The 12,991-nt window shown below is 43.8% G+C and carries 14 protein-coding genes; 10 read left to right on the top strand and 4 right to left on the bottom strand.

Annotated features, from left to right (window positions below):
* Positions 1-250: 250 nt before the first annotated feature.
* From ccoN to uspE, 10 genes are all read left to right on the top strand, one after another.
* Positions 251-1,678 carry a cytochrome-c oxidase, cbb3-type subunit I gene (gene ccoN / locus VME0621_RS18635; protein WP_006074498.1) on the top strand — a complete coding sequence of 476 codons (1,428 nt, stop codon included), beginning with the start codon at positions 251-253 and terminating at the stop codon, positions 1,676-1,678.
* Between the two features lie 11 nt (positions 1,679-1,689).
* A complete protein-coding gene (gene ccoO / locus VME0621_RS18630; protein ID WP_006074497.1) occupies positions 1,690-2,310 on the top strand; it encodes a cytochrome-c oxidase, cbb3-type subunit II in 621 nt (206 codons plus the stop codon).
* Between the two features lie 10 nt (positions 2,311-2,320).
* Entirely contained in the window at positions 2,321-2,494 is a 174-nt protein-coding gene (locus tag VME0621_RS18625; protein ID WP_006074494.1) for a cbb3-type cytochrome oxidase subunit 3, read from the top strand.
* Positions 2,494-3,468 carry a cytochrome-c oxidase, cbb3-type subunit III gene (gene ccoP, locus VME0621_RS18620; RefSeq protein ID WP_062460434.1) on the top strand — a complete coding sequence of 325 codons (975 nt, stop codon included), beginning with the start codon at positions 2,494-2,496 and terminating at the stop codon, positions 3,466-3,468. Before VME0621_RS18625 ends, ccoP begins: the two co-directional genes overlap by 1 nt.
* 89 nt (positions 3,469-3,557) lie before the next feature.
* Positions 3,558-4,037 carry a FixH family protein gene (locus VME0621_RS18615; protein WP_062460436.1) on the top strand — a complete coding sequence of 160 codons (480 nt, stop codon included), beginning with the start codon at positions 3,558-3,560 and terminating at the stop codon, positions 4,035-4,037.
* Positions 4,038-4,040: 3 nt separating this feature from the next.
* Positions 4,041-6,410: a heavy metal translocating P-type ATPase gene (locus VME0621_RS18610; RefSeq protein WP_062460438.1), complete on the top strand. Its 2,370-nt coding sequence runs from the start codon at positions 4,041-4,043 to the stop codon at positions 6,408-6,410.
* 1 nt (position 6,411) lies between these two features.
* Positions 6,412-6,591, top strand: a complete 180-nt coding sequence (gene ccoS / locus VME0621_RS18605; RefSeq protein ID WP_038230540.1) for a cbb3-type cytochrome oxidase assembly protein CcoS — start codon at positions 6,412-6,414, stop codon at positions 6,589-6,591.
* Positions 6,588-7,262, top strand: coding sequence for a sulfite exporter TauE/SafE family protein (locus VME0621_RS18600; RefSeq protein WP_006074486.1), 675 nt, complete (start codon positions 6,588-6,590; stop codon positions 7,260-7,262). The genes ccoS and VME0621_RS18600 overlap by 4 nt, the downstream gene beginning before the upstream one ends.
* A 91-nt stretch (positions 7,263-7,353) precedes the next feature.
* Complete coding sequence (gene fnr / locus VME0621_RS18595; protein WP_065311723.1) at positions 7,354-8,100, top strand: fumarate/nitrate reduction transcriptional regulator Fnr; 747 nt, start codon at positions 7,354-7,356, stop codon at positions 8,098-8,100.
* Positions 8,101-8,258: 158 nt separating this feature from the next.
* Positions 8,259-9,203, top strand: a complete 945-nt coding sequence (gene uspE, locus VME0621_RS18590) for a universal stress protein UspE (protein WP_062460440.1) — start codon at positions 8,259-8,261, stop codon at positions 9,201-9,203.
* A 185-nt stretch (positions 9,204-9,388) separates the two neighbouring features.
* Here the strand turns inward: uspE and ttcA are convergent, their stop codons facing one another.
* From ttcA to VME0621_RS18570, 4 genes are all read right to left on the bottom strand, one after another.
* Positions 9,389-10,282: a tRNA 2-thiocytidine(32) synthetase TtcA gene (gene ttcA, locus VME0621_RS18585; protein WP_062460442.1), complete on the bottom strand. Its 894-nt coding sequence runs from the start codon at positions 10,280-10,282 to the stop codon at positions 9,389-9,391.
* A 201-nt stretch (positions 10,283-10,483) separates the two neighbouring features.
* On the bottom strand, positions 10,484-11,140 hold the full coding sequence (locus VME0621_RS18580) for a DUF2987 domain-containing protein (RefSeq protein ID WP_062460444.1): 657 nt from the start codon (positions 11,138-11,140) through the stop codon (positions 10,484-10,486).
* A 3-nt stretch (positions 11,141-11,143) separates the two neighbouring features.
* Entirely contained in the window at positions 11,144-11,941 is a 798-nt protein-coding gene (locus VME0621_RS18575; RefSeq protein ID WP_062460445.1) for a glucosaminidase domain-containing protein, read from the bottom strand.
* Positions 11,934-12,797, bottom strand: coding sequence for a hypothetical protein (locus VME0621_RS18570; RefSeq protein ID WP_062460447.1), 864 nt, complete (start codon positions 12,795-12,797; stop codon positions 11,934-11,936). Before VME0621_RS18570 ends, VME0621_RS18575 begins: the two co-directional genes overlap by 8 nt.
* Positions 12,798-12,991 lie beyond the last annotated feature (194 nt).

The raw sequence follows: 12,991 nt of genomic DNA, 5'->3' as shown, positions 1-12,991 counted from the left end.
TTCTCCGTGTAACAAACTTCAAAGTTTTGAAATAAATGGTCAAAAACCCGACCAACCATAAGGTTACTACCCTGTTTTTGATTTGTTAATTGAAGTATTATTGTTGGCTGAAAATGCTACTTTTTGTTAAATCCCGAAAGCTGAGTAACGTTTTGATTAGGCGTTAGTTCTTCTGAAGGGTTGGGTAGCATTACGACATGTGTCGTGTTGGAAGTAAAGTGTAGTTAATTAGAAAATTGGAAGCATGTTAATGAGCCAAGAAAAGCAGCTTGAACAAGTCTACAACTATACCGTCGTACGCCAGTTCACTTTAGTGACGATTCTTTGGGGTATTGTTGGTATGGCAGTAGGTGTTTTGATTGCCGCTCAATTAGTTTGGCCACAGCTCAACTTTGATACGCCGTGGTTGACGTACAGTCGTTTACGTCCTTTGCATACTAATGCGGTAATCTTTGCGTTTGGTACTAGTGCTCTGTTTGCAACGTCTTATTATGTTGTGCAGCGTACGTGTCAAACGAGATTATTTGGGGGCCCTCTTGTCGCATTCACCTTTTGGGGATGGCAAGCAATTATTTTAGCCGCTGCAATTACTTTACCGTTGGGTTTCACCTCTGGTAAAGAATACGCAGAATTAGAATGGCCAATCGATATCGCTATTGCAGTGGTATGGGTATCTTACGCGATTGTGTTCTTTGGAACACTTATCAAGCGAAAGACATCGCATATCTATGTAGCGAACTGGTTCTTTGGAGCGTTCATCATTACCGTCGCGGTACTTCATATCGTGAACAGTATGGCAATTCCAGTATCAATGGGTAAATCTTACTCTGTGTACTCTGGTGCCGTCGATGCGATGGTTCAATGGTGGTATGGTCACAACGCGGTAGGTTTCCTTCTTACGGCAGGTTTCTTGGGTATGATGTACTACTTCGTACCAAAGCAAGCTGAACGTCCTGTTTACTCTTACCGTCTATCGATCGTTCACTTCTGGGCGCTTGTTTCTCTGTATATCTGGGCTGGTCCTCACCACCTACACTATACAGCTCTACCTGACTGGACTCAGTCTTTGGGTATGGTGATGTCTTTGGTTCTATTCGCGCCTTCATGGGGTGGTATGATCAACGGTATCATGACGCTGTCTGGTGCTTGGCATAAGCTGCGTTACGACCCAATTCTTCGTTTCTTGATCGTTTCTCTATCGTTCTACGGTATGTCAACGTTCGAAGGCCCGATGATGTCTATTAAGACAGTTAACGCATTGTCTCACTACACAGACTGGACTATCGGTCACGTACACTCTGGTGCTCTAGGTTGGGTTGCGATGGTATCTATCGGTTCGGTATACCACCTAATCCCTCGCCTATTCGGCCAAGAGCGCATGTACTCTGTAGGTCTTATTAATGCTCACTTCTGGTTGGCTACAATTGGTACGGTGCTCTACATCGTAGCAATGTGGATCTCCGGTGTAATGCAAGGTCTGATGTGGCGTGCAGTTAACTCAGACGGTACGCTGACTTACAGCTTCGTAGAATCTGTACAAGCGTCTTACCCATTCTATACCGTTCGTTTCATCGGTGGTTTCATCTTCCTGGCAGGTATGTTCCTAATGGCATACAACGCTTATAAGACAATCACTGCAACGAAAGGTAGCTTGAAAGCTATCCCTCAACCGGCTTAAGGAGATTAAAAATGAGCTCAAACTCTAACAATCGCCATGAAGTCGTTGAACGTAACGTTGGCTTACTGGCTATCCTAATCGTATTCGCAATCAGCTTGGGCGCACTTGTTGAAATCACACCACTGATTTTCCAAAAGCAAACGACTGAACCTGTGAAAAACCTACGTGCGTACAGTGCACTAGAAATGGAAGGTCGCGATATCTATATTCGTGAAGGTTGTAACGTTTGTCACAGCCAAATGATTCGCCCATTCCGTTCAGAGACTGAGCGTTACGGTCACTACTCTGTCGCTGGTGAAAGCGTTTGGGAACACCCATTCCTATGGGGCTCTAAGCGTACTGGCCCAGATCTAGCTCGTGTTGGTGGACGTTACTCAGATGAGTGGCATCGTGTTCACCTAATTGATCCTCGTGAATTGGTTCCAGAATCAAACATGCCAGGCTTCCCTTGGCTTGAGGAAAACGTACTGGATGGCAAACTGACGCAGAAGAAACTTGAGATCTTCCGCAATCAATTTGGTGTTCCATACACGGACGAGCAAATCGCAAATGCATCTAAAGACGTAGAAGGTAAAACAGAGATGGACGCCATCATTGCTTATCTTCAATCTTTAGGCCATGCGATGAAATAAGGAGGGGCTTATGGATATCGGTACTATTCACAGTATTTGGACCATAGTTTTGTTCGCAAGCTTTATCGGTGTTGTGTGGTGGGCTTTCGGTAAAAGCCGTAAATCACGATTCGAAGAAGATGCAAACCTAGTATTCGCTGACGAACAAAAACCCACCTCCGAAGAAAAAGGAGTGACTAAGTAATGACTACATTCTGGAGTCTATGGATTATTGTCATCACTGTCGGCACGTTGCTTGGTTGTGCAGCTATCCTATATTGGTGTGTTCGCGACAAAATGGGTGTCGAAGAAGGCGAAGATATGGGACACGAGTACGATGGTATTCGTGAACTAAACAACCCACTGCCTAAGTGGTGGACTTATTTGTTCGTTGGTACGTTCGTATTTGCAGCAATCTACCTTGCCCTATATCCGGGTCTAGGTAGCTATAAAGGCCTTCTAGGCTGGCAAAGTTCGGACCAAACAGTACGTTCGATTGAAGAGTCAAAGGCATCGATTGCCGCTGCACAGAGCAACAAGTCTCTTGTACAGTATGCAAAAGAGCTAGATGACGCAGAAACTCACTTTGGTGAGGCATTCAACCGTTTAGCGAAGTCTTCGGATGGTGCGTTGCGCCCTATCCCAGAAATCGCAGCAGACAGTGAAGCAATCAAAGTAGGACAACGTTTGTTCCTACAAAACTGCTCTCAATGTCACGGCTCAGATGCGCGTGGTCAAACTGGCTTCCCTAATCTAACGGACGATGCGTGGCTATATGGTGGTGAACCAGAAGCTATCGTAACTACTGTTATGCAAGGTCGTATCGGTCAAATGCCAGCGTGGAAAGACGCGTTGGGCGAAGATGGCGTTCGTGAAGTAGTCAGCTACACACTAAGCCTATCAGGTCGTAAAGTTAACGCACGTGAAGCAGAAGCAGGCAAAGCTCGTTTTGTAGTCTGTGCTGCGTGTCACGGTACAGACGGTAAAGGTAACCCTGCTGTAGGTGCTCCTGACCTGACTGACCAAGTTTGGCTATTTGGCGACTCTCGTGCTGCTGTGACTGAAACAGTCATGAATGGTCGTTCTGGTGTTATGCCAGCATGGAAAGACATTCTAGGTGAAGAAAAAGTACAGCTGGTTTCAGCGTACGTTTGGAGCCTAAGTAATTCCGAAAAATAAGTAACATTTCAATAACAGCCCCTTGTAAGGGGCTGTCTTTTCTAGATAAATTATAATTTCTTTCTTAGTTAGCTGTTGAGAACTTTTTTATGGTAAAGCCTTGGTATAAACAATTCTGGCCGTGGTTTCTAATCGCGTTGCCGCTTATCGTTGTGATTGCAACTGTCTACAGAATTTCACTGTTATTAGACAACAAAGTCAATCTGGTTGCCGAGGATTACTATAAAAAAGGCAAGGGAATTAACGTTGATCTAACCAAGATTAATGTCGCTAAAGAATTAGGGCTAAATGCTACAGTTTCGTCTGCTGGAGACACTATTCTGATTACGCTTCAGAAAGGTCAACTGCCCCACTTTCCGGCTCTCACTGCCACTTTTACTCACCGTACTCTGCCGGATAGAGACTTCGAAAAACTCTTAACTGCCGATGCTAAAGGCACTTATCGCCTTGTATTGGACCATGATGTGCAAGGGCCTTGGTTCGTCGAACTACAGCCACATGATCAAGCGTGGATGGTTCAAGGTCGAGTCACTTTTCCAACTGAAACTGATGTAGTGTTGTTAGATTAGATTATGTGTAAGACGTGTTATCACTGCGGTGAAGATGTACCAGCCAACACGAGCTTCAGCGTAGACATATTAGGTGCAGAACGGGACATGTGTTGTCCCGGCTGTGAAAGCGTGGCTCAAACCATCGTGGATAGCGGATTAGTCTCCTACTATCAATATCGAACAGCACCGGCAGAGAAAGCCGATCTCGTCCCAGAACAATTGCGGTCGCTAATTCATTATGACAATGAAGATGTACAAGCTGAATTTGTACGGAACAACGAAGACACCAAAGAGGTGACATTGTCACTTGACGGTGTATCCTGCGCGGCTTGTGCGTGGTTAATAGAAAAACGTATGGCTGTCGAGCCTGGTGTGCTGTCTATTCGCGTTAATACAACCACCAACCGGGCTCTGCTTAAGTGGGACAAAACCAAAACACAACTCAGCCAACTGCTCTCTTCTATCCATTCTTTAGGCTACAAAGCAGCACCTTTTGAGGCCGATAAACAAGAGGCTGCTTACCACGCGACCATGAAGCAGTATCTATATCGTCTGGGTATTGCTGGCCTCGCCACCATGCAAGTTATGATGCTTGCAGTGGCATTGTATCTAGAGGTGTTTGGTGATTTAGAACCGGAGTTTAAAAACTATTTCCGATGGGTCAGTTTGATATTCGCAACGCCTGTTCTTCTATATTCCGCCCTACCTTTTTATATCAATGCTTGGAGAAGTATTAAGGGCCGAACACTAGGGATGGATGTTCCTGTCTCCATCGCTCTCATTCTGGCTTACGTGGCCAGTTTAGTTGCTACCGTTGCTGAAAAAGGAGAAGTGTTCTTTGAATCGATCTCCATGTTCACCTTCTTCTTGCTCGTTGGACGGTACCTAGAAATGCGCGCTCGCCGTAAGGCAGCTGCAGCAAGCGGCAACCTGCTTAAGCTTGTCCCTGCGATAGCCAACAAATTAGATGGTGACCAAGTACCGGTAAAATCGCTACAAATCGGTGACCAAATCAAAGTACTACCAGGTGAACATATCCCAGCAGATGGGGTCGTGCTCAGTGGTCGTATTCATATCGATGAATCTATGCTGACTGGTGAATCTCTACCTGTCGTTAAAAGCAAAGACGACTTTGTGTATGCGGGTACGTTGAATGGCGATGAAGCTTTCGACTTGGAAGTGCGCTCGACCAAAGCTGACTCCATGATCTCAAGTATTGTGAGGTTGCAAGATGAAGCGCAGCTAACTAAGCCCAAGATAGCTGAAATTGCCGATATCGTTGCACGCTATTTTGTGGCAATTATATTAATTATCGCTGCAGGAACATGGTTCTATTGGCATCAGACTAAGCCGGACGACGCATTCTGGATCATGCTGTCTGTTCTTGTTGCAACCTGCCCTTGTGCGCTTTCGTTGGCAACTCCTACAGCGATTACCTGTTCGAGTTCAAGAATGGGCACTCTTGGTATTTTGTCTCGTAGGGGTCATGTCTTTGAGACCTTATGTAAGGTAAATCATCTTGTTGTCGATAAAACGGGAACATTGACACATGGCGACATCGAAATTGCTAAAACCAATTTGTTTGGTGATTTATCAGAGCAGCAAGCGTTGGAGTTAGCAGCCGCTCTTGAAAGTCATGCCAACCATCCTATTGCTCGCGCGTTTAAACCACACTTAAACCGTGAATTAGCGGTGAACAGCGTCGAAAACGTTATCGGTTCTGGGCTGACGGGGTATTTCGGTGATTCCTTAGTAAAAATTGGCAATGCTTCTTTTGTACTTGGTAGAACCGATAATGCTCGTAACAGCGTATATATGTCTATCAATGGTGAACATGTAGCGACATTTATATACCGAGACCCGATTCGAAAAGAAGCGGCTGAGTTTATTGATAAGATGCGTGCGGCAGGTGTAAAAACCACATTATTAACTGGCGATACGATGGCAAATGCCGAAGTAGTCGCAAAAGAAGTGGGCATAGATGACGTAGTCGCCAGCGCTTCACCAAGTGATAAGCTGGACTATCTTAAATCTTTGGGTAGTAACGATGTATCTATGATGATCGGCGATGGTATTAATGATGCACCAACTCTGGCGGGCGCTCACCTTTCTATTGCTATGGGTGGCGGTACGGACGTTGCTAAAGCATCGGCAGATCTAGTCTTACTAGGAGACCGACTTGATAAGATCTTAACTGCTCGAGAGTTAGCAATAAGAACAAGAAAGATTATTAGAGAGAACCTAGCTTGGTCTTTAGGGTATAATCTTCTCATCCTACCTCTCGCGGTTGTAGGTCTTGTCGCGCCTTACATCGCAGTAGTAGGAATGTCAGCGAGTTCTATCATCGTTGTTTCAAACTCGCTGCGCTTACTCAAAGAAGAAGGTAAGTAACATGGAAAGCATCTATATATTGATCCCAATTGCTATTGTCTTAGTTTGTGTCGCAGTTGGTATCTTCCTATGGGCAGTAAAGAGTGAGCAGTTTGAAGATCTTGAAAGACAAGGTCACAATATTCTGTTTGATGAAGATGTAGAGCAGAAAAAGGATACCAAGAAGGGTTCAAAAGAGTGACATTGGATCTATTAGGCGCCTTTACTATCGGCTTACTCGGCGCCGGCCACTGCATGGGAATGTGTGGTGGCATAGCCTCCCTCCTTTCTATAGGACAACCGAATAAAACCCCTACCACTCTTATCGTCAATTACAATCTTGGCCGTTTGATCAGTTACGCATTGATCGGTAGTGTTGTAGGAGGAACGATTGCAGGGATTGCGTCGCTTTCCCAGTTTAATCATGCACTTGCTATTTTGCGCATCATTGCAGCCGCCTTTATGGTGTTGCTTGCCTTCTACGTAGGGCGTTGGTGGAATGGCTTGTTAATTGTTGAAAAGCTGGGTCAGTCGTTATGGAAACGAATTTCACCTTTCGCAAACCAATTACTTCCTTTAAAGCACAGCAGCTATGCTATCCCCTTTGGTTTTCTTTGGGGCTGGTTGCCTTGTGGGCTCGTTTATTCAACATTAACGTGGGCAGCGGTTTCTGGAAGCGCATTGGGCGGCGCCGCCACAATGTTAGCGTTTGGACTAGGTACACTGCCAGCGATGCTACTTGTTGGAACGAGCGCAACAAAATTAAAAAACCTGCAAAATTCGCTCATATTCCGTAATATCGCGGCGATTTCTATACTTGTATATGGCCTGTATACAGGTTATGAATCGGTGATGATTTTTAACGCAAACTAATAGATGATTGTTTTATCATTGATTTTTTAGCTACCCTTAAGGGGTAATGAATGATAAAATCTTGATGTACATCAAATAGTGAAAGGTTGTTATGATTTCTGAAAAACCTGTAGCAAAACGTATTCAGTCCGGTGGCTGTGCCATCCATTGTCAAGATTGTAGTATTAGTCAGCTGTGTATCCCCTTTACTTTGAATGAATCTGAGCTCGATCAACTCGACCAAATCATTGAACGTAAAAAGCCAATTCAAAAAGGCCAAGAGCTTTTTAAAGCGGGTGATGAACTTAAGTCTCTCTATGCTATTCGCTCTGGCACAATCAAGAGCTACACCATCACAGAACAAGGTGACGAGCAAATTACAGCATTCCACCTTGCTGGTGATCTTGTAGGTTTTGATGCAATTACGGGTGATGAACACCCTAGCTTTGCACAAGCACTTGAAGCATCAATGGTTTGCGAGATTCCTTACGAAATTCTAGATGATTTGTCAGGAAAAATGCCTAAGCTTCGTCAACAAATTATGCGTTTGATGTCGAACGAGATTAAAGGCGACCAAGAAATGATTCTACTGCTTTCTAAAAAGAACGCAGAGGAACGTTTAGCCGCTTTCTTATATAATTTGTCGACACGTTTTTCTCAACGAGGCTTTAGCCCTAGAGAATTCCGTCTCACTATGACTCGTGGTGACATTGGTAACTACCTTGGTCTGACTGTCGAAACAATCAGTCGCCTATTGGGTCGCTTCCAAAAATCTGAAGTATTAAGTGTAAAAGGTAAATACATTACCATTATCGATCACGATGCTTTGATGGAAATGGCTGGCGTTACCAAAGAGTAAACTGACGCTTTTATCAGAACTCTACAACCTTTCAAAAAGTGGCTCTATGATGAGCCACTTCAAATTTCTACCTACCTGTTCTCCGATTTTTCTAAAAAAATTCATAGATTTGCGCTAAAGTTAATTTAGGTTATAGCCCAAATAGGTAGGGAGTATCTATGAGCATTTACAGTAAAATCCTCGTCGTTGCGAACCTCAATAGCGATGAGCAACCTGCCCTTGCTCGTGCGGTTCAACTTGCTAAGAAGAGTAAATCCAGAAGCCATATTTCGTTCTTCTTATCTATCTACGACTTTTCCTACGATATGACATCCATGCTTTCGCATGAAGAGCGTGACGCAATGCGACGCGGTGTGATTCAACAACGTGAAGAGTGGATGCGCAATGTTGCCAAACCGTTTATCGATGACAGTTTTGATTTCGATGTGAAAGTTGTTTGGCACAATCGCCCTTATGTCGCCATCGTAGAAGAAGTGTTTGAGGGAAGGCACGATATTGTCATTAAAGCGACGCGTAAACATGACATCTTAGAGTCTGTCATTTTCACTCCGACAGATTGGCACCTATTAAGAAAATGCCCAGTGCCTGTATTATTGGTTAAAAATTCAGACTGGCCAGAACACGCTAACATTATCGCATCAGTGCATGTTGGCTCTGAAAACCCAACCCATATCGATCTTAATGATTGTATGGTCAAACAGCTTGATAGTTTAACTGAACGCCTTGGTGCTACGGGTTATTTGGTTAACGCCTACCCCGTCACCCCAGCAAATATTACCATTGAGCTTCCTGAGTTCGATCCTGCAACCTACACCGATGCAGTTCGTGGTCATCATTTGACAGCGATGAAAGCTCTAAGGCAAAAGCACGGTTATTCAGAAGAGCATACTATTGTTGAACAAGGCTTGCCGGAAGATATCATCCCTGATGTATCACGTCAGCTTGATGCAGGTATGGTCATACTTGGTACTACTGGACGTACGGGTTTATCTGCGGTGTTCATCGGCAATACGGCTGAACATGTGATTGATAAGATAAACTGCGACGTAATGGCATTGAAACCTGAAGGTTACATCAGCCCCTTAGATCCAAGCCAAGCCTGATAGTTCTACTAGTAGGACTTCCCGTAGTGCGTCCCCTTGCGCTGGCAAGGGTCTACTTGAAACGGACATTGAGCCCTTAAGGATATTCTGGATTGGGACTGTATAGAGATATAAATTCAGAATGACTACCACAGAGAAGAAAACGCCCCTTTAACGAGGGGCGTTATTTTAATTAGATTTCGCAACTAAACGTTGGTTACATCAATAAACATCGACTCATCGATATTAGTTGAAGAAACAGTCGCTTCGCTAAAGTCATAGGCTTCTCGTTCCCCTTCACGTTCAAGAGGGAGGTTGACGAAGTCAAATAACTCACGATCAGCTAACTGGCTCGGGCTAACATTTTGAATCGATTTGAAGATGCTCTCTACACGCCCTGGAGTTTTCTTATCCCAATCGATCAGCATGGCCTTGATTGATTGACGCTGTAAGTTTTCTTGTGACCCACATAGGTTACAAGGAATAATAGGAAACTCTTTGTGCTCTGCGTAGCGAATCAAATCTTTCTCACGGCAGTACGTCAACGGACGAATAACAACGTTACGACCATCGTCTGAACGCAGTTTTGGTGGCATCGCTTTTAGACGGGAACCATGGAACATATTTAGGAACATGGTTTCTACGATGTCATCTAAATGGTGACCCAATGCAATTTTTGTTGCGCCAATCTTCTCAGCGAAAGAGTATAGCGTGCCGCGACGTAATCGAGAGCATAAACCACATGTTGTTTTGCCTTCAGGGATCTTCTCTTTCACTACTGAGTAGGTGTCTTTATCCACAATGTAATATGGAATGTTCAGTGTCTCAAAGTAGTCAGGCAAAATATGCTCAGGAAAACCTGGCTGTTTTTGATCTAAGTTTACGGCCACAACATCAAACTTGATAGGCGCTGCTTTTTGAAGATTTAGCAGGATATCGAGCATCGCAAATGAGTCTTTGCCACCACTAATACACGCCATTACAACATCGTTCTCTTCTATCATGTTGTAATCTATGATCGCGTTTCCAACATTTCTTCTAAGGCGCTTTTGAAGTTTGTTGAATTCTAGGGTTTCTTTTCTTGTATCTAATTGGGTCATCGCGGGCTCTCACATTGCCGACAGATGTCGACGGTTGGATTTCCTATCAAGGGTTTATCTGGGGCGTGGATTATACGAGCTTTTTTGCCATTATTAAATGGTTGTTTCAAGTTGAGTTGTACTGAGCGGATTTACAAGTGGGTTTGTAGCATAAAGAAGGATTCAATCCTCTCAGGTAAAGAGGATTGAATATTTAGAAGCTTATTTAGCTGCTGGTAGATATGGCAGTACACGCAGTGTCTGTGCTGGAAGCGTGATATAGCCATTTTCGCCAATATCCGCTAGTTTGACTTGTGCTTTCCCATTCTCAATCGGTTGTACTTTACCATTAGAAAAAGCGATTGAGCCAGATACGTCAGATGCAAACTCAAGTGTCACTCCTTCTACGTCAGGAGTAAACCAACTTGCAAACATGCCACCTAAGTCTTCTAACATAGTCTGCATTTGAGGCAGTAAGTTATTTATTTCACTGTAAGAGACTTCTCCCGATAAAGGCTGTTTGGTCAGTACTACCATAGAGAAATCACATCGCTTGTCCTGCGGCGTATGCACAAACACCAACGGGTTGGCTTGCTTTAGATTACTGTCTAGAGGAACGAGTAATTCATTCGCAGCGCTCGTTTGAAGATCTTCATAATGTTCTTCTTTCTCCATCCAAGCTTTTTCGATTGTACAAAGTGATTTGTTATCTGCATCAACAAAGAAAAAGCCGACTTTCACGTCTTCATGGCCGTCTTTGGCATTATTCTTCATTTGTGAATAAAGCTTTGAGTAGGTAAACATGTATTCTTGAGCTAACGTAGGCAGCGTAAATGTGCTCGCGGCCAATCCCAAAAGGGCTAGATTTATTACTTTCATAAGTTATTGTTTTTGTGTCCAGAATTCTTCATTATGACGAATCATTGCTTGCAGGTCTTTGACGTATGCCTCACCTCGCTCTGAGTAACGCAATAATCCGTTAGTCATTTCCAATGCAGCGGCTTCCGTTCGCGGATCTTGCCCTTTGTCTCTTATGTTGGCACGAATCTCTCTTAGTTCTTGGTAAGCACGATTACGGTTAACGTTCATAAAGTAACCATGAATAGACCCTTGCGGAGAGTCAAACTTTGCAACTTCGTGTGTTTTACCTTCGCTTCTTTGTAAAGGAACCAGTCCGCAACCTTTGCTATAGCACCATTGACCAAAGTAGTTATTGGCCTCTTTAGCAAATCGAGAAGTGCCCCAAGCCGATTCATTTGCCGCTTGAGTAAGCACAAGAGCTTCAGGAAGGACATCGACCCTGTGCAACATATCGTCAAGCCATTCTAAAGTCACTTCTGTGGGTTCGAGCGAATACAGCCTTCCTAATCGTTTAGCGGTCTCAATTTGTTCTGAGCTTAGTGAATTCTCTTGTTGTAGAGCCGTTTTCATATCCAATAATCGTTTGCGCTCTTTTTGTACACGAGCGTTCTCTATTTCGACACCCGGGCGCAAGTAATCAAAGAAGGTCTTCTTTTTGGTGCGCGTATCGGTAATCGTAGCTGTGTCAGGTTTGGATTCAGAAATCGGCGTTAACTTCGAGTCTAGTTGCTCAGTATCATCCTGTTTTTCATAGAAAAATAAAAAAGCGCTCCCCGACAGGAGAGCGATAATAGAAAGAATTTTGCGTGACTTACGCATCAAATACCTCTGGATTCTTAATTGGCTTGTCATCGTTTCTCGGAGGTGGTGGCGTATTGTCATCGTTATCACGATGATCCGAGTCGTCATTTGAGCCGCTGTCATCTTGAGACGCCACAATTTTCAGTTTGATGCCAAACATCTCTCGGTAAAGGATTCCCTTTACATGGAAGAAGAATGGCAAAACAAAAATTAGACCGATTCCGTAGAACATGGCCCCTGCAATAAACATCAATACTAACAGAATGTAAATTCCTGCTAGTACGAATATCTTTTTATTGACTGCTCGTAATGAAAGTAAAAGCGACTGCAATGGCGGAACTTTCTTTTCACAAATAAGCAGAATCGATTGGCTGAAAGCTAACGACAAATACATAGACAAGAACGGCAGGATCATACTAACCATCCCTTGTAGTACTAGGCTAAACAGAGTTGCAATAATCACTGGGACAGTAAACTGCAGACCTTTTGCAATGTGACGTGGCTTTGTAGTGAGTCCAGCAGCGTGGCTCATTGCCATTAACGAGATACCTGCATAAACCGGTGCACTTACTACTTCATAACTGAAGTTGGCGACAAATATGGCTTGAAAAATTTGTTCGTTCAAAAGAGATGGATCTTGGAACGCTTGTAAGATCACTGACGGGTCGCCAAGTTGCAATTGCAGCGCTATATAGAAGATTCCTAACTGCACAAAAATCAGTGCGATAATAGCAGGAGAGAAAGACATAAAATGCTTGGTGGTTTGCTTCCAAGCTTCTTGAAACACCGCTCCGGCTTTAAGTTCATACTGGCCGGATACCGCGCGCTCAATGCTTCCACCTAGATTGAAGTCTCTTTCAAAATCGTTTTTCATAGTATTTCCAAGTTACATCCACATTGCGAATGTGTAATTTCTTCGTTGAAAAGGCTGCGCCATTATAGCGGGAACAACAATGTATTATCACTGTTATAACCTTGCTTTCTTGTCTTTTTGGATGATAATTAACCACTTGATAAGGCGAAAATTTCGACTCAGTAAGTTCTTAACTTAGTATGGTAAATAATCTT

Source organism: Vibrio mediterranei (genome assembly GCF_900088415.1).
GTDB lineage: Bacteria > Pseudomonadota > Gammaproteobacteria > Enterobacterales > Vibrionaceae > Vibrio > Vibrio mediterranei.
The sequence above is the reverse complement of the archived record's forward strand: the minus strand, read 5'-3'. Positions and strand labels throughout refer to the sequence as shown.